At 71.8% G+C, this 16006-nt stretch carries 15 protein-coding genes; 3 read left to right on the plus strand and 12 right to left on the minus strand.

Going from position 1 to position 16006, the window contains the following annotated elements:
• Positions 1–27: 27 nt before the first annotated feature.
• Together ACFV9O_RS22040 and ACFV9O_RS22045 are read right to left on the minus strand one after the other, a co-directional pair.
• A complete protein-coding gene (locus ACFV9O_RS22040; RefSeq protein WP_385420379.1) occupies positions 28–666 on the minus strand; it encodes a TetR/AcrR family transcriptional regulator in 639 nt (212 codons plus the stop codon).
• Complete coding sequence (locus ACFV9O_RS22045) at positions 663–2090, minus strand: amidase (RefSeq protein WP_385420381.1); 1428 nt, start codon at positions 2088–2090, stop codon at positions 663–665. The genes ACFV9O_RS22040 and ACFV9O_RS22045 overlap by 4 nt, the downstream gene beginning before the upstream one ends.
• 56 nt (positions 2091–2146) lie before the next feature.
• Here ACFV9O_RS22045 and ACFV9O_RS22050 point away from each other — a divergent pair, with 56 nt between their 5' ends.
• Genes ACFV9O_RS22050 through ACFV9O_RS22060 form a run of 3 tightly spaced genes read left to right on the plus strand, consistent with a single transcriptional unit; the run spans position 2147 to position 4631 of the window.
• Positions 2147–2941, plus strand: a complete 795-nt coding sequence (locus ACFV9O_RS22050; protein WP_385420383.1) for an SDR family NAD(P)-dependent oxidoreductase — start codon at positions 2147–2149, stop codon at positions 2939–2941.
• A 53-nt stretch (positions 2942–2994) separates the two neighbouring features.
• Entirely contained in the window at positions 2995–3645 is a 651-nt protein-coding gene (locus ACFV9O_RS22055) for a hypothetical protein (RefSeq protein WP_385420385.1), read from the plus strand.
• A complete protein-coding gene (locus ACFV9O_RS22060) occupies positions 3642–4631 on the plus strand; it encodes a nucleotidyl transferase AbiEii/AbiGii toxin family protein (RefSeq protein WP_385420387.1) in 990 nt (329 codons plus the stop codon). Before ACFV9O_RS22055 ends, ACFV9O_RS22060 begins: the two co-directional genes overlap by 4 nt.
• Positions 4632–4718: 87 nt before the next feature.
• Here the strand turns inward: ACFV9O_RS22060 and ACFV9O_RS22065 are convergent, their stop codons facing one another.
• The 10 genes from ACFV9O_RS22065 to hydA all read right to left on the minus strand — a co-directional run bounded on the left by ACFV9O_RS22065 (position 4719) and on the right by hydA (position 15983).
• Positions 4719–5471 carry a FadR/GntR family transcriptional regulator gene (locus ACFV9O_RS22065; RefSeq protein ID WP_385420389.1) on the minus strand — a complete coding sequence of 251 codons (753 nt, stop codon included), beginning with the start codon at positions 5469–5471 and terminating at the stop codon, positions 4719–4721.
• A 5-nt stretch (positions 5472–5476) separates the two neighbouring features.
• Positions 5477–6529, minus strand: coding sequence for a D-erythronate dehydrogenase (gene denD, locus ACFV9O_RS22070; RefSeq protein WP_385420391.1), 1053 nt, complete (start codon positions 6527–6529; stop codon positions 5477–5479).
• Positions 6526–7329: a 2-oxo-tetronate isomerase gene (otnI, locus tag ACFV9O_RS22075; protein WP_385420393.1), complete on the minus strand. Its 804-nt coding sequence runs from the start codon at positions 7327–7329 to the stop codon at positions 6526–6528. The genes denD and otnI overlap by 4 nt, the downstream gene beginning before the upstream one ends.
• A gap of 35 nt (positions 7330–7364) precedes the next feature.
• A complete protein-coding gene (locus ACFV9O_RS22080; protein WP_385420395.1) occupies positions 7365–8672 on the minus strand; it encodes an MFS transporter in 1308 nt (435 codons plus the stop codon).
• A 51-nt stretch (positions 8673–8723) separates the two neighbouring features.
• Positions 8724–9398: an aldolase gene (locus ACFV9O_RS22085; protein ID WP_385420396.1), complete on the minus strand. Its 675-nt coding sequence runs from the start codon at positions 9396–9398 to the stop codon at positions 8724–8726.
• Positions 9395–10675 (minus strand): 3-oxo-tetronate kinase, encoded by a 1281-nt coding sequence (gene otnK, locus ACFV9O_RS22090; RefSeq protein ID WP_385420398.1) that lies wholly within the window; start codon positions 10673–10675, stop codon positions 9395–9397. The genes ACFV9O_RS22085 and otnK overlap by 4 nt, the downstream gene beginning before the upstream one ends.
• A gap of 1 nt (position 10676) precedes the next feature.
• Positions 10677–11594 (minus strand): L-threonate dehydrogenase, encoded by a 918-nt coding sequence (ltnD, locus tag ACFV9O_RS22095; protein ID WP_385420400.1) that lies wholly within the window; start codon positions 11592–11594, stop codon positions 10677–10679.
• Between the two features lie 289 nt (positions 11595–11883).
• Positions 11884–13416, minus strand: a complete 1533-nt coding sequence (locus ACFV9O_RS22100; protein WP_385420402.1) for an NCS1 family nucleobase:cation symporter-1 — start codon at positions 13414–13416, stop codon at positions 11884–11886.
• Positions 13417–13571: 155 nt separating this feature from the next.
• The gene (locus tag ACFV9O_RS22105) at positions 13572–14570 is read right to left on the minus strand and encodes a TIGR03842 family LLM class F420-dependent oxidoreductase (RefSeq protein WP_385420404.1); all 999 of its coding nucleotides are present in this window, start codon (positions 14568–14570) and stop codon (positions 13572–13574) included.
• A 9-nt stretch (positions 14571–14579) separates the two neighbouring features.
• A complete protein-coding gene (hydA, locus tag ACFV9O_RS22110) occupies positions 14580–15983 on the minus strand; it encodes a dihydropyrimidinase (protein WP_385420406.1) in 1404 nt (467 codons plus the stop codon).
• Positions 15984–16006: the final 23 nt, after the last annotated feature.

A 16006-nucleotide genomic window follows, 5' to 3' on the forward strand; every position in this document is an offset into this window, starting at 1 on the left:
ACCGTGCGCCGATCGGCCGGCCGGTGATCAGGCCGAGCCGCGTACGAGCAGCAGCAGTGCATCCGTGAGGTCCTCCGCCGGGGAACCCGTCGCCAGGCGGCGGAGTTGGAGGCCCGTGACGAGGGCGACGGTCGTCGCGGCGAGACGCTCGGCGTCCGGGACGCCGAGGGCGATGAGGATCTGCGCGGCCAGCCGGTCGTACGCCGCGAAGCACTCCGCCGCGGCCTCGCGCAGCCGCTCGTCGCGGCCCGCCTGGACGTACAGCTCGAAGGGCGCGATGTGCTCGCTGTCGAAGGCGGTGCCGCCGGCGACCTGTGCCGCGAGGGCGGCCGCGCCGTCGATGTCGACGCCGTCGGCCTGGCCCGCGTCGGCGAGTTCGGTCAGCCGCCGGGTCTCCTCGCGGACGAAGTGGAGCAGCGATTCGCGCAGCAGCTCGTGCTGGCTGGCGAAGTGGTAGGTGACCGAACCGAGCGAGACCCCGGCCTCCTTGGCGATCCGCCGGTTGGTGACCGCGGCGATGCCGTCCCGGCCGATGATGCGCAGGACGGCACCGATGATGCGCTGCCGGGTCGGGAGCGGGGAGGTGACGGCGGCGGAGGTGGCGGCCGGGGATATCGCGGCTGGGGATATGACGGGCGCGGCGGGCTCGCTGGACATGCGCGTCATTGTTCCACCGGCGCGCTCCAGGTGATCAGGGGGTCGGGGCACTTCTCGTACCAGCGGCGGTCGGCCTCGAGCTGGGCGGCCAGGGAGATCAGCCGCTCCTCACCGCCCGCGGGGCCGAGGAGCTGCGCGCCGACGGGCAGTCCGTCGGCGGTGAATCCGGCGGGGACGTTCACGCCGGGCCAGCCGAGGACGTTCCACGGCCAGGCGTACGGACAGGCCGCCGCCATCGTGGCGTTGGTGCGCCAGGTGCTGAGCCCGTCGAAGGTGCCGATGGCGGGCGGGGGCGCCGCGGTGGTCGGGGTGAGGACGACGTCGTACGTGTCGAAGATGGCGCCGATGCGCAGGTGCTGGCGGGCTTCGCGGGCGCGGGCGGCGCGCACGATCCGGCCGCCGAGGAGGCGGCCGTTGCGCATGGCGGTGCGGGTGCGCGGGTCGAGGAGTGCGGGCTCGGGGTGCAGGGCGGCGACCTCGGCGACGCCCGCCGTGCCGCGGGGGACGAATCCGAGCCCGATGAGGCCGTAGCGCGGCCTGGCCTCTTCGACGTGGTGGCCGAGGCGGGCGAGGGCCTCGGCGAGCTCGGTCACGGCGCGGCGTACGTCCGGGTGGGGCCTGGCTCCGGTGAGGGTGAGCGGGGGCCGCCAGGCGAGGGCGATGCGCAGCCTGCCGGGGTCGCGGCGGGCGGCGGCTGAGGCGTCGATGGCGTCGGGCCGGTGGAGGTCCTCCGGGTGCGCGCCCTGGACGACGTCGAGGAGCAGGGCGGCGTCGGCGACGGTGCGGGCCAGGGGGCCGTTGACGGCGAGGCCCTGGAACGCGTCGAGGTGCGGGTGGAGCGAGACCCGGCCGCGCTGGGGTTTGATGCCGACGAGATGCGTCCAGGCGGCGGGGATCCGGATGGAGCCGGCTCCGTCGGAGCCGAGCGCGGCGGGCACGAGCCCGGCGGCGACGGCGGCCGCCGAGCCGCCGGACGAGCCGCCGGGAGTGTGTCCGGGCGACCAGGGGTTGCGCGTGGCCCCGAAGGCTGGTCCCTCGGTGAACGGCCACTGGCCCAGCTCGCAGGCGTTGGTCTTGCCGACGATGACGGCCCCTGCTGCGCGAAGTCGCCGTACGGATTCGCCGTCGGCGGGCGCCGGGGCGAGCTCGCCCCGGCAGCCGAACAGCGTGGGCAGCCCGGCCACATCGGTGTCATCCTTGACGGCGAGGGGGACCCCGAGCAGGGGCATTCGCTCCCCCGCGGCGAGCCGCAGGTCGGCGGCCTCGGCCTCGGCGAGCGCGGCCTCGGTGCGTACGTGGCGGAAGGCATTGAGCACCGGCCCGCTCGCCTCGATCCGCTCGAGCGACGCGGCGACGAGCTCGCGCGCGGTGACCTGGCCCTCCCTCAACTTCCTCGCCTGCTCGGCGAGTCCCGAGAAATCTGCTGTGGACATGCCCACCCTGCGCTCCTTATTGTTCGTTCGAACGAACAGAACTGGAGGGTAACCAGATGCGCATCACCGGATCAACTGTTCTGCTCACCGGTGTCACCGGTGGTATCGGCGCGGCCCTGGCCGCCGAACTCGCCGCACGCGGCGCGAAGTTGATCCTCACCGGGCGACGCGCCGAGGCTCTCGAACCTTTCGTGGCGCGCTACGACGCCCGGGGCGTCGTCGCCGACCTGGCCGACCCCGACGATGTCGAACGGCTCGTCCACGAGGCGGCCGGCACCGAGATCCTCGTCGCCAACGCGGCCCTGCCCTCCAGCGGCGAACTCCTCGACTACACCCCGGACCAGATCGACCGCGCCCTCGCGGTCAACCTCCGCGCCCCCGCCATGCTGGCCCGCCTGCTGGCGCCGGCCATGGTCGAGGCGGGCCGCGGTCATCTGGCCTTCGTCGGCTCGATGTCCGGCAAGACGGCGACCAAGTACTCCGCGCTGTACGACGCCACCAAGTTCGGGCTGCGGGGCTTCGCGCTCTCGCTGCGCCAGGACCTCCACGAGCACGGCGTCGGGGTCTCCCTCGTCCAGCCCGGTTTCGTGCGCGACGCGGGCATGTTCGCGGCGACGGGTGCCGAGGCACCGGCCGGACTGCGCACGGTCTCGCCCCGCCAGGTCGTCGCGGGCGTCGTCCGGGCCGTCGAGCGCGATCGCGCCGAGATCAACGTGGCCCCCGTCGAGATGAAGGTCCTCACCGCGATCGGCGGCCAGTTCCCGGGCTTCTCCGAGCGCGTCCAGCGCCGCGCGAGCGGCGCCGAGCGCACGCTCCGCCGCATCGTGGAGGCCCAGCGCGGCAGCCGCTGACCGTCTCGTCCCGCCGGGCGGGAGTGTCGGAGGCCCTTGCTACGGTCGGCCGCATGTTCGCAGTACGGGAATTCACCGGGGACTTCGAGACGCATCTGACGGTGCGCCCGCCCGGAACGCGGGCCGAGGACGAGCGGCTCGGCGCGTGGGCCGCCGACCACGGGCTGAAGCTGACCCGCATCGTCCTCGACCGGGGTGCGGCCCCCGACCAGCCGATGCTCACCGGCAGGGGCAGCGGCGGGCTCGGCGGTCAACTGGCTGCCGCACGCCGTACGGCCCGGCAGCTGGATGCGGCGGGCTTCCCGGTGATACGCACCAAGATCGAGGCGGCTCCCTGGAACGAGGACGTGCCACGCACCGCGGCCGAGGCCCTTCAACTGCCGCCGCACTGCGGCTTCGAGCACCATGTGAAGCTGCTGCTGGACGAAGAGGAAGCGGTCGCGGCCGTCCGGAGCGTGGCCGAGGCACACGACGCCCATGTCTCCCGCAACGCCCGCCGCGGGCCCCGGAACGGCCGGCACGAGCGGTTCGTCACGCAGCGCTGCCACGGCGTCGGCCGCCCCGAGGCGCGCCGCAGGCTCGAGGCGCTCCTCGCGGCGCTCTCGGCCGCCGGTTTCCGGTACGTGGAGGTGGAGGAGGAGTTCGTCGTCCACGACGACCGTCCGTCGGTCGACGCGGGCTGGATCGTCGGCGCGGGGCGATGACGGGCGTGGAGCCGCCGCTGCGGAGGGCCGCACTCGACCATGTGCTGCGGCTGATCGCCGAAGCGCCGTGGAGCGACGGACTGGTGCTGCGCGGCAGCATGCCCCTGCAGGCCTGGCTCGGACCCGAGGCGCGCGAGCCCGCCGACCTGGACTGGATCGTCCACGCCCCCGGTCCGGGCTCGTTCCCGGACTGGCTCAGCCCGTATCCGTACGTCGACGGCATCGAAGCGGTGCAGCAGTGGCCGGAGGCGGCGGAGGGCGCGGCGCGGTACGAGATCTGGGGCGAGGAGGAGTTCTCGACGTTCGGGGCGCGGCCCGTGCTCCCGCCCGAGGGGCTGCGCTGGCTGGACGGCCGGTCCTTCGAGAGCCTGGCGTCCCTGGACGATCTGGTCGAGGAGATCCGCAGCAGCCCCACGGCTCCCGGCGGCGTCACCTTCGACCCGGACTCCGTCCGGCAGGAACGGTTCGGCGACTACGACGACGATCGCTACGACGATGACGAGACCCTGAGCACCTGGGAGTACGAACTGCCCGGGCTGCGGATCTTTCTCCCGTGGCGCGCGTCCGGGGACGAGCGCGGTGGAGTGCGGGGCGAGATCCAGCTGGACTTCACGCTCGACGAGGCCGTACCCGACCCGCCGGTGTGGACGGCAGTCCCCCGCGGCGACGGCGGCCCGCCCACTCCGGTGCGCACCGCGAGCCGGGAACTGTCCCTCGCCTGGAAGCTGCTGTGGCTGTGCACCGATTGCGCGAAGGACCGCGTCGGCCGCGGCAAGGATCTGTACGACGCCGTCCTGCTCGCCGAGTGCTCCGGGACCCGGCTCAGCCCGCGCCTGCTGCGCCGGGTGCTCGGCGAGCACGCTGCGGACTTCGGGCCCGGCACGGTACGGGGCTGGCGGGTCGACGGCGCGTCCTGCCCGGGCGACCCGGACCAGCTGCGGGAGCGGCTGGCCCGGGCGCTCGGGCCGGTGTTCGGCGGGCGGTGACACCGCTCCGTTTCGGGCAGCGTCAGGAGCGTGCCCCGCAGCTTCCACGGCATGACGAGGACGCCGACGACTTCCGTGACGAGCGCGTCAGGGAGCGGCGTCGAGATCCACGTCGAGGTCCTCGGTCTCGGTCCAGAACCCGTCGTCCGCGTCCTGGAGCCGGGAGGCGGCGTGCTTCAGGTGGAGGCGCGCGGCGGTGCGTGCCGCCTCGGCGTCGCCCGCCTCGACGGCGGCCAGGATGGCGTGGTGCTCCTGCCGGACCGCTTCGATGAAGTCGCCCCGTCGCGCCTCGTTCGCGCGCGTTACGCGGATGCCGCTGCGCAGCACCTCGCCGAGGTACCGCAGCGTCGAGACCAGCACCGCGTTCCCGGTCGACTCGGCGATGGACCGGTGGAAGGCGAGGTCCTCGTCCACGCCGTCACCGCCGGACGCGACCGCTGCGTCGATCGCGTCCAGGGTCTGTCGCATCCGGGCGAGGTCGTCCTGCGTGGCGCGGGCGGCGGCGAGACTGGCGGCCTCACCCTCCATGGCGCGGCGAACCTCGACGATCTGCAGGACCTTGGCCTTGGTGTCGGCGCTCTCGGCCTCGAGGTCGAGCGGCCGCGTTCGCCGGGGCATGACGAACACCCCGAGACCCTGGCGCGGTTCGACCAGGCCCGCGTTGCGGAGCCGCGACACGGCCTCGCGCACCACCGTGCGGCTGACGCCCAGCTGCTTGACCAGCGCGACCTCGGTCGGCAGCTTGTCGCCCTCGGCCAGCCGCCCGGACTCGATCTCCTCCGCGAGGATCGCGGCGACCTGATCCGCGAGCCGGACGGGACCGCTCACCTTGGAAAACATGATTTTCAGTCTATCGGTGCAGGCCCGGCTGCCGCGGCTGCGAGGCGCGCGCCGGCCACGACCGCGTCGGTGTGGTCGGCAACGTAGTCCCGCACCACCGATTCGAAGCTCGGGTCGGGCTCCAGTCCGAGCGCGGCGGCGCGCGCGTTGTCGAAGACGGCGGGCCACGAGCCCACGATGGCCTCGACAGCGGGATCCGGCGCGATCGTGACCAGGTCGGCGACTTCGTCACCCGCCACCCGCCGCAGCGTGGCCAGCATCTCGGCGACCGAGACGGTGAGTGCCGGGAGATTGACCGGCACACCGCCGTCGATCCGGCCCGGTCCGGAGCCCCGCTCGGCCCCGGCGACGCGGAGGATTCCCTCGACCGTGCGCCTCGGCGAGGCCAGGGCCACCCGCAGGTCGGGACTGACGGGGCAGACCGCCGGGAGGCCCGCGAGCGGCTCGCGGATGATGCCGGACAGGAAGCCGGAGGCGGCCGCGTTCGGCTTGCCCGGCCGCACCGACACGGTCATCAGGCGGGCGACGCGTCCGTCGACGAAGCCCCGGCGGGTGTACTCCGCGACCAGCTGCTCACAGACGAGTTTCTGGGCCCCGTAGCTCGACCGCGGTGTGGGCAGCGTCGACTCGCTGACCACCGGCGGGAGCGGCAGCGCCGGGTCGCTGCCGTAGACGGCGACGCTGCTGGAGAACACCATCCTCGGGGCCGGCCCGCCGGTCGCCGACTGTGCCCGGGCGGCTTCCAGCAGCGCGCGGGTCGTGTCGACGTTGGCGCTCATGCCGAGGTCGAAGTCGGCCTCGCACTCGGCCGAGACGGCGGAGGCGAGGTGGATCAGCACATCCACTTGCTCCGCGAACAGCTCGTCGAGGCGGTCGGTCAGATCGCCCTGCACGATGTCCACGAGCGGGTCGTGCGACACCGGCGACCCGGACGGCACGAACCGGTCGGCGAGCACCAGCCGGTCGATGGGCACACCGCGAAACGTCCGCGCCTCCAGCAGTGCGCCGGCGACCTGCCGGCCGAGGAAGCCGAAGCCGCCCGTGATGACGATCCTCATGCGTCTTCTCCTTGGTAGTTCTTCAGCCAGCCGAGACCCTCGCTCGTGCCGGCGCGGGGGCGGTACTCGCAGCCGATCCACCCGTCGAAGTCCAGCTCGTCGACGACGTCGAACAGGTGGCGGTAGTCGAGCTCGCCCCGGTCGGGCTCGTGGCGGTCGGGCACGCCCGCGATCTGCAGATGACCGACCCGGCCGGTCGGCAGGTCGCGGCGCAGGGTCACGGTGAGGTCGCCCTCGACGATCTGGCAGTGGTAGACGTCGAGCTGCACCTTGAGATTCGGCGCTCCCACCTCCTGCACCACGGCGTGGGCGTCGGCCTGCCGGTTCAGGAAGTAGCCCGGCATGTCGCGGCCGTTGATGGGCTCGACCAGGATGTCGACACCCACCGCGGCGGCCCGCTCCGCGGCCCGGGCGAGGGTGGCCAGGTAGGTGCCGCGGTGTTCGGCCAGGTCCTCCGGAGTCGCGTCCGGCCGCACCAGCCCGGCCATCATGTGCACGCGCGGGCAGCCCAGCGCCGCGGCGTACTCAAGGGCCCGGTCGATCGCGGAGCGCACCTCCGCCTCGCGTCCGGGCAGCGCCGCGATCCCGCGCTCCCCGGACTCCCACGCTCCGGGAGGCGCGTTGAAGAGCACCTGCCTCAGGCCGTGGTCGTCGAGCCGGCGGCGCAGCTCGGCGGCGTCGTACTCGTAGGGAAAGAGGTACTCGACGGCCTCGAAGCCGTCTGCCGAGGCCGCTGCGAAGCGGTCGAGGAAGTCGTGCTCCGTGTACATCATGGACAGGTTCGCGGCGAACCTCGGCATGCTGGCTCCTGTGATCGGACCCGGGCCGGACCCGGTCAGCGGTTGACGACCTGCTTGTTGGTGGCGAGCACCGCGCCGGCGCCGATGACGAGGCTGAGCGCCAGGACGTACATGGGGATGGCCGTCGAGCCGGTGGCGTCCTTGAGCGAGCCGATCATGTACGGACTGACGAAGCCGGCGAGGTTGCCCACCGAGTTGATCGCGGCGAGGCCGGCCGCGGCGGCGGTGCCGCCGAGGAAGGCGGTGGGCAGCGACCAGAACAGCGGCGCGCAGGTCAGCACACCGGCCGCGGCGAAGGACAGCGCGACCAGGGACAGCGCGGTCGACCCGGACCAGCCGGCGGCCAGCGAGAACCCGACGGCGCCCATGAGGGACGGGACGACCAGGTGCCAGCGGCGCTCGCGGCGCTTGTCCGCCGAGTACCCGAACAGGTTCATCGCGACGAGTGCGGCCAGGTACGGGACGGCGCTGAGCACGCCGATCATGAGATTGCCCGTGATGCCGGTGGACTCGACGAAGGTGGGCATCCAGAAGGTCAGGGCGTACTGGCCCATCACGAAGCAGAAGTAGATGAGGCACATCAGCCACACCTTGGGCTCGCGGAAGGCGTCCCAGACCCGGCCGTGCACGGTCTGGTGCGTGGCGTCGTCGGCTATCGCCCGCTCGACGACGGCCTTCTCGTCGTCGGTGAGCCACTTCGCGCTGCGCACGTCGTTGTCGAGGTAGAACAGCGTGGCCACACCGATGGCCAGCGCGGGGATCGCCTCGAGCAGGAACATCCACTGCCAGCCCTGCCAGCCGTTCACGCCCTGGAACCGGTCCATGATCCAGCCGGAGAGCGGGTTTCCGAAGATGCCGGCCACCGGGATGGCCGACATGAACATCGCGATCACCCGGGCACGGCGGTGCGAGGGGAACCAGTAGGTGCAGTAGAGGATCACACCCGGGTAGAAGCCCGCCTCCGCGGCACCGAGGAGGAACCTGAGCACGTAGAACGTGGCCTCGTTGGTGACGAACATGAACGAGGCCGAGACCAGACCCCAGGTGATCATGATCCGGGCGATCCAGGTGCGGGCGCCGACACGCTGCAGTACGAGGTTCGAGGGGACCTCGAAGATGAAGTAGCCGATGAAGAACAGGCCGGCGCCGAGGCCGTACGCCGCCTCGCTGAACCCGAGGTCGTCGGACATCTGCAGCTTCGCGAAGCCGACGTTGACCCGGTCGAGGTAGGAGACGACGTAGCAGAGGATCAGAAAGGGAACGATACGTCGCACGACCTTGCGGAAGACGGCGTTCTCACGGGCGAGGCCGGGGACCTCGGCCGTTGATATGGGCAGAGACATGGCGGAATCCTTCTTGCGGCTCAGGGGATTCTCCGACAGGGGACGTGCTGGTCACCACGCGGCGCCGAACGCGGACCTCAGTTCGTCGATGGCGTGGGCGGGGAGCGGCTCGGGGCGACGGTCGGTCAGGAGCCAGAGTCGTGCCGTCTCCTCGAGTTCTTCGAGGACGGCGAGGGCGGTGGCCGCGTCGGGGCCCCAGACCACGGGGCCCAGCCGGTCGAGCAGGACGGCCCTGATCGGCGTGCGGCTCGCCCGGCGGTCGGCGATACGGGCGGTCACCAGGTCGGCCACGCGCGGGTCGCCGGGCCGGTGGTAGGGGACGAGCGGGACGTGCCCGACCTTCATCACGTAGTAGGGAGTGAGGGGCGGGAGCACGTCGTCCCGGCTCCACACGCCGGCCAGGGTGAGCGCGACCAGGTGTGTGGAGTGGGTGTGGACGACGAACCGGGCCGTGGGGTCGGCCTCGTAGATGCGTCGGTGGAGCGTCAGGGTCTTGCTGGCACGGTCGCCCGCGATCTGTTCGCCACGGGCGTCGACCAGCGCGAGGCGGTCGGGTTCGAGGAAGCCCAGAGCGGCGTCGGTGGGGGTGATCAGGTGGGATTCGCCGACCCTGGCGCTGATGTTTCCGGCGCTGGCGTGGACGTAGCCCCGGGCGAACAGGCTCGTGCCCACCCGGACGATCTCCTTGCGTGCCCTGTCGACGGCGGTGTCGAGGAGCCCGGTCACGAGGCCTCCCCGTCCAGGAGGGCGAAGGAGTCCGTGAAGAAGCCGGGACTCCCGAAATTGCCGGACTTGAGCGTGATGTGGAGTGTGTCCCCGTCGGGAAGGGCCGCGGCGCACCAGGGCACACCGGGGTCGATCTGCGGTCCGATCCGGAGCCCGGTGATGCCGAGCGCCTGGACGACCGCTCCCGAGGTCTCGCCGCCCGCGACGACGAGCCGGCGGACACCACGCTCCACGAGCCCCTGCGCAACGCGGGCCAGGGTCCGCTCCACGAGCTCACCGGCCTCGGCGGCGCCGAGCCGGCCCTGGACGGTCCGCACCGTGTCGGGCGACTCGGTGGAGTAGATGAGGACCGGGCCGTCGGCCAGGTGCGACTCGGCGAAGGCCAGGGCCTGGCCGGCCATGTCCTCGCCGGCCGCGATGCGCAACGGGTCCACGCTGAACGCGGGCCGGCCGCTGCGCAGGAAATGCTGGACCTGGCCGTTCGTGGCGACGGAGACCGATCCGGACACGATCGCCCGGTGGCCACCGGCCGGCGGCAGCTGTGCCGCGGCAGGGGACGGCTCGAAGCCCCAGTTCGCGGGCAGACCGATCGCCAGGCCCGAGCCGGCGGTCACCAGGGACAGCCCCTGGACCGCGGCCCCCAGGCGCACGAGGTCGCCATTGGTGACGGCGTCGGCGATGGCGATGGCGACGCCCTCCTCGCGCAGGGCGTCGATGCGGGCCCCGATCGCCTCCGCGCCGGCGGCGACGACCGTGTGGTCGATGAGCCCGACCGGTCGTGTGGTCTGCGCGCCGAGGACGGAGACCAGGTTGGGGTCGGTCATCGGGGTGAGGGGGTGTTGACGCATGCCGCTGTCGCTGAGCAGCACGTCGCCGACGAAGAGGTGACCCTTGAAGACCGTGCGTCCGTTGTCGGGAAACGCCGGCGTCGCGATCGTGAAGTCGGCGCCCAGCGCGTCCATCAGGGCCTCGGTGACCGGCCCGATGTTGCCGGCCGGCGTCGAGTCGAAGGTGGAGCAGTACTTGAAGTAGAGCTGCTCCGCGCCCGCGGACCGCAGCCAGGCGAGTGCCCGCAGCGACGCCTCGACGGCGTCGGCGGCCGGGACGGTCCGCGACTTGAGCGCGATGACCACGGCGTCCGCGTCCACCTCCTGCGCGGCGCCGGCCTGCGGCACGTCGATCAGCTGGACCACGCGCATGCCCGCGCGCACCAGGTTGCTGGCCAGGTCCGTGGCGCCGGTGAAGTCGTCGGCGATGCAGCCGAGTCGGATTCCCATGTCAGGCCTCCGCCGAGTGGGGCAGGTCGATCCCCGGGAAGATCTTGATGACCGCGCTGTCGTCCTCGGCCCCCAGACCGGACGCCGATGCCTGGAGGAACATCTGGTGCGCGGTGGCGGCGAGGGGAAGCGGGAACCGCTCCGGCCGGGCCGAGTCGAGCACGATGCCCAGGTCCTTCACGAAGATGTCGACCGCGGAGAGGGGCGTGTAGTCACCGGCGAGCACGTGCGCCATGCGGTTCTCGAACATCCACGAGTTCCCGGCGCTGTGCGTGATGACCTCGTAGAGCGCCTCGGCCGGAACCCCGGCCTTGATGCCCAGGGCCATCGCCTCGGCCGCCGCCGCGATGTGCACGCCCGCGAGCAGCTGGTTCACGATCTTGACCTTCGAGCCGAGTCCCGCGCGATCACCCAGGCGGTAGACGGTACTGCTCATGGCCTCCAGCACCGGGTCGGCGACCGCGTACGCGGCGGCGGAGCCCGAGGTCATCATGGTGAGCTCCCCGGCCGCGGCACGTACGGCGCCGCCGGAGACGGGGGCGTCCAGGTAGAGCACGCCCTTCTCGGCCAGGCGCTCCTCGAGCCCGGCGGACCAGGCGGGATCGACCGTGGAGCACATCACGAAGACGGCGCCCGGGCGGAGCCGCTCGGCCGCCCCGCCGGTACCGAACAGCACCGACTCGACCTGCGCCGCGTTGACCACGACGCCGACCAGAACGTCCACCGCGGCCGCCAGTTCGCCGGCCGAGGCGTACGCCGTACCGCCGTCACGGGCGAAAGCCGCGGCCACCTCCGGCCGCAGGTCGTGGACGTCCACGTCGTGGCCGGCGTTGCGCAGGCTGCGGGCCATACCGAGGCCCATGGCCCCGAGTCCCACCACGCCCACGCGCGGCCATGCCGGCCTGTCCTGGTCGTTCATGCCCATCCTCGTCTCGCTCTGCCGTCCGGGCACTGCCCGGCTCGTGATCCCTGCGGCGATCGGGTCATATGATGACCTGAGGATGCACGTTGAATCCATGGTGACGTCCGTCACATGGGATGCGGCGCCCCGGTGTCGACGCCGTCGCGCACCATGCCGGGACGCGAGGCCGGCGGTGAGGTGGGTGAGGTGGTCGGGGCCGGGCGCACAGACCGACAGGTCCGCTCCGCCGGGCATGGGCGGAGCGGACCTGTCGATGTCGAACCGTCGACCGGCGTCGGGCCGGTGTTCAGCGGTCGGTGAGACCTCTGCGCTCGGGCAGCATCAGCAGCGTGTACAGCAGCAGTGACGCCGCGAGCCCCACCGCCCATCCGTAGTCCGCCAGCGGCTTCAGGAAGGGGATCAGCCCGTCCTCCGGGAACGGCCCCTTGCCCGGCTGGGAGTGGGAGCCGCCCACGGCCAGGACGCCGCCGACCACGAAGGCGGCCACGGCCCGCCAGTTCCAGCCGGACGCGTACCAGTAGCGGCCGCCCGGGTGGTAGAGGTCCGCAGGCTCGAGCCGGGTGCGGCGGACGACCCAGTAGTCGGCGATGAGGATGCCGGCGACCGTGCCGAGGAGGCCGCCGACCAGGCCCAGCCAGGTGAAGATGTAGAGCTCGGGGGTCTCGGTCAGCTTCCACGGCATGATGAGGACGCCGACGACTCCCGTGATCAGCGCGCCCCTGCGGAAGTTGATGAAGCGCGGGGCGAGGTTCGCGAGGTCGTACGCGGGCGACACGACGTTCGCCGCGATGTTCACCGAGATCGTCGCGATCAGCACGGTGACGAGGGCGAACAGCAGCCCGAAGACGTTGTCGGTCTTGGCGGCGAGCTGGACCGGGTCCCAGATCGGCGCCCCGTACACCGCCTGGGATCCGGAGGTGACGAACACGGACAGCAGGGCGAACAGCGTCATGGTCGTCGGCAGCCCGAGCGTCTGGCCCCAGATCTGGGCCCGCTGGCCGGCACCGAAGCGGGTGAAGTCCGGGATGTTCAGCGAGAGCGTGGACCAGAAGGCGATCATGCCCATGAGGGAGGGGAAGAAGACCGTCCAGAAGTCGGCCCCCCAGCCCAGCTTGGACGGCTGGTCGAGCAGCGGGCCGAAACCGCCCGCCTTGATCGCGATCCACACGAGCAGCACCACAGCGCCGACGATGACGAACGGCGCCGCCCAGTTCTCGAACCGCCGCAGGGTCTCCATCCCCCGGTAGATGATGGCCAGTTCGAGCACCCAGAAGACCACGAAGCAGAGCCAGAGGGTCCACGGCTGGCCGCCGACGACCGCCACGTCCGTCCAGCCGCCGAAGATCTTGCCGAGCAGGACGAAGATCCCCTGCCCGCCGATCCATGTCTGGATGCCGAACCAGGCGCAGGCCACGCCGGCCCTGATCAGTGCGGGAAGGTTGGCCCCGCGCAGTCCGAAGGAGGCGCGGGCGAGCACCGGGAAGGGGATGCCGTACTTCGGCCCGGCATGCCCCGTGAGCAGCATCGGCAGCAGCACGATCACATTGGCCAGGCCGATCGTGAAGACGGCCTGCTTCCAGTCCATGCCGAGTGCGATGAGTCCGGAGGCGAGCAGCCAGGACGGGATGTTGTGGGCCATGCCGACCCAGAGCGCGGCGAAGTTGTAGGTCGTCCAGCGGCGGCGCGCGACGGGGACGGGGAGCAGGTCGGCGTTGACGAACGGGCTGTCGTCGGGCACGGCACCGGGCGCCGGCTCGACGCGGCCGTCGGCGTGGGTGATGTGGGCGGGGGTCGGCGGTATGGCGGTGGTGTCGGTCACGGGCGGACCTTTCGCTGGGGGTTGCGTGTGCGGACGGGCTCCTGTGGAGCCCGTCCGGCGTTCGAGGACGGACACGCGGGCCGACCGGACGGAACCGGTGCGCTTCGAAGCCCGCCCGAAGGGCACGCGGGGCCTGGGGCGAAGCCCCCACGGGGTCAGCCAAGGGCAGGGATGACGTGCTCCCCGTACGCGTCGATCGTCGCTTCCTTCGCGTCGTGCATCGCGTACACCGCGAACTGGTCCACGCCCAGCTCGCGCAGCGCCTTCAGCTTCTCGATGTGCGCGGACGCGGGCCCGAGCAGGCAGAAGCGGTCCACGATCTCGTCGGGCACGAAGTCAGTCGACGGGTTCCCGGCGCGCCCGTGGTGGCTGTAGTCGTACCCGTGGCGCTCCTTGATGTACGCGGTGAGCGCCTCGGGCACCATGTCCGAGTGCTCGCCGTACCGGGCGACGAGATCGGCGACGTGGTTGCCGACCATCCCGCCGAACCAGCGGCACTGTTCCCGCGCGTGTGCCAGGTCGTCGCCGACGTACGCGGGCGCCGCGACGCAGATCGTGACCGCGTCCGGGTCGCGCCCGGCCTGTGCCGCCGCGTCGCGTACCGCCTTCACCATCCATTCGGTCAGGTAGAGGTCGGCGAGCTGCAGGATGAACCCGTCGGCCTTCTGCCCGGCGAGTGCCAGCGCCTTCGGTCCGTACGCCGCCATCCACACCGGCAGCTTTCCGTCCCGCACCCAGGGGATCCGCACCGGCTGTCCGTCGACGACGGCTTCCCGGCCCTCGGCCAGGTCGCGGATGGCGGGGATGGCCTCGCCCAGACGTGCCAGGGTGTTGGGCTTGCGGCCGGCGACGCGCATCGCGGAGTCGCCGCGTCCGATGCCGCACACCGTCCGGTTGCCGTACATGTCGTTGAGCGTGGCGAAGGTCGACGCGGTGACCTCCCACGTCCTGGTGCCGGGGTTGGTGACCATGGGGCCGACGTGCATCTTCCGGGTGTGTTCCAGGATCTGGCTGTAGATGACGAACGGCTCCTGCCAGAGCACCACGGAGTCGAAGGTCCAGCCGTAACGGAAGCCGTTGCGTTCCGCGCGCCGCATCAGGCCGACGACCGCCGAGGCGGGCGGATCGGTCTGCAGGACGAGTCCGAAGTCCACCGGGACCTCCTAGTTCAGGTACTGACAGGTGGAGCGGGGGGTGTACACGCCGTGGCCGGCCCGGCCGGTGAACTCCCGCTGGTCGATGACGACTTCGCCGCGCGAGAGGACGGTCTCGACCTGTCCGGTGATCCGTTTGCCCTCGTAGGCCGAGTAGTCGACGTTCATGTGGTGGGTCGCGGCCGACAGGGTCTGCTCGGCGTGGGGGTCGTAGACGACGACGTCGGCGTCGGCTCCGGGCGCGATCGTGCCCTTCTTCGGGTAGAGCCCGAACATCCGGGCGGGCGTCGCGCAGGCGATCTCGATCCACCTCCGCCTGCTGATGTGCCCGTCGAGCACCGCCTGGTGGAGCAGGTCCATGCGGTTCTCCACGCCCGGCAGCCCGTTGGGGATCTTGGAGAAGTCGCCCCGGCCGAGCTCCTTCTGGCCGACGAAGCAGAAGGGGCAGTGGTCGGTGGAGACGACCTGGAGGTCGTTGGTGCGCAGCCCGCGCCAGAGCGCCGCCTGGTGCTCCTTGGGCCTCAGCGGCGTACTGCACACGTACTTCGCGCCTTCGAAGTCGGGCTCGGCAAGGTTGTCGGTCGAGAGGAAGAGGTACTGCGGGCAGGTCTCGCCGAAGACGTTGAGCCCCTTGTCGCGGGCGGCGGCGAGCTCGGCGACGGCCTCCTCGGCGGAGACATGGACGACGTACAGCGGCGCGCCGGCGACGCGGGCGAGCTGGATGGCCCGGTGCGTGGCCTCGGCCTCCAGCAGCACCTTCCGTACTTCGCCGTGGTAGCGGGGGTCGGTCTCGCCGCGGGCCAGGGCCTGTTCGACGAGGACGTCGATCGCGATGCCGTTCTCGGCGTGCATCATGATCAGCCCGCCGTTGGCGGTGCCGCGCTGCATGGCCCGCAGGATCTGTCCGTCGTCGCTGTAGAAGACGCCGGGGTAGGCCATGAAGAGCTTGAAGGACGTGACGCCCTCCTCGACGAGCAGGTCCATCTCCTTGAGCGACGACTCGTTGACGTCGGAGAGGATCATGTGGAAGGCGTAGTCGATGGCGCAGTTGCCGTCGGCCTTCGCGTACCAGGCGTCGAGTCCTTCGCGCAGGCCGTGGCCGACCGACTGGACGGCGAAGTCCACGATGGTGGTGGTGCCGCCCCAGGCGGCGGCCCGGGTGCCGGTCTCGAAGGTGTCGGAGGCGAACGTGCCGCCGAACGGCAGCTCCATGTGCGTGTGGGCGTCGACGCCGCCCGGGACGACGTACTTCCCGGTGGCGTCGATGGTGCGGTCGGCGGTCCAGCTCTCGGCCACGGTGGAGCCGTGGGCCGCCAGTGCGGCGACGCGTCCGTCCTCGATGAGTACGTCGGCGTGGGTCTCGTCGGCGGCGGTGATGACGAGTCCGCCGCGGATCAGGGTGCGGTTGCTCATGGTTTCCCGGTCTCCCTCGCATG

Source organism: Streptomyces sp. NPDC059909, from assembly GCF_042730885.1.
Classification (GTDB): Bacteria; Actinomycetota; Actinomycetes; order Streptomycetales; family Streptomycetaceae; genus Streptomyces.

Bases quoted from the DNA above. Each gene is read 5' to 3' on its own strand.
- hydA (WP_385420406.1), bottom strand. From the start codon at position 15,983: ATGAGCAACCGCACCCTGATCCGCGGCGGACTCGTCATCACCGCCGCC.
- ACFV9O_RS22060 (WP_385420387.1), top strand. From the start codon at position 3,642: ATGACGGGCGTGGAGCCGCCGCTGCGGAGGGCCGCACTCGACCATGTG.
- ACFV9O_RS22080 (WP_385420395.1), bottom strand. From the start codon at position 8,672: ATGTCTCTGCCCATATCAACGGCCGAGGTCCCCGGCCTCGCCCGTGAG.
- ACFV9O_RS22050 (WP_385420383.1), top strand. From the start codon at position 2,147: ATGCGCATCACCGGATCAACTGTTCTGCTCACCGGTGTCACCGGTGGT.
- otnI (WP_385420393.1), bottom strand. From the start codon at position 7,329: ATGCCGAGGTTCGCCGCGAACCTGTCCATGATGTACACGGAGCACGAC.
- denD (WP_385420391.1), bottom strand. From the start codon at position 6,529: ATGAGGATCGTCATCACGGGCGGCTTCGGCTTCCTCGGCCGGCAGGTC.
- ACFV9O_RS22040 (WP_385420379.1), bottom strand. From the start codon at position 666: ATGACGCGCATGTCCAGCGAGCCCGCCGCGCCCGTCATATCCCCAGCC.
- ltnD (WP_385420400.1), bottom strand. From the start codon at position 11,594: ATGAACGACCAGGACAGGCCGGCATGGCCGCGCGTGGGCGTGGTGGGA.
- ACFV9O_RS22045 (WP_385420381.1), bottom strand. From the start codon at position 2,090: ATGTCCACAGCAGATTTCTCGGGACTCGCCGAGCAGGCGAGGAAGTTG.
- ACFV9O_RS22055 (WP_385420385.1), top strand. From the start codon at position 2,995: ATGTTCGCAGTACGGGAATTCACCGGGGACTTCGAGACGCATCTGACG.
- otnK (WP_385420398.1), bottom strand. From the start codon at position 10,675: ATGGGAATCCGACTCGGCTGCATCGCCGACGACTTCACCGGCGCCACG.
- ACFV9O_RS22065 (WP_385420389.1), bottom strand. From the start codon at position 5,471: ATGTTTTCCAAGGTGAGCGGTCCCGTCCGGCTCGCGGATCAGGTCGCC.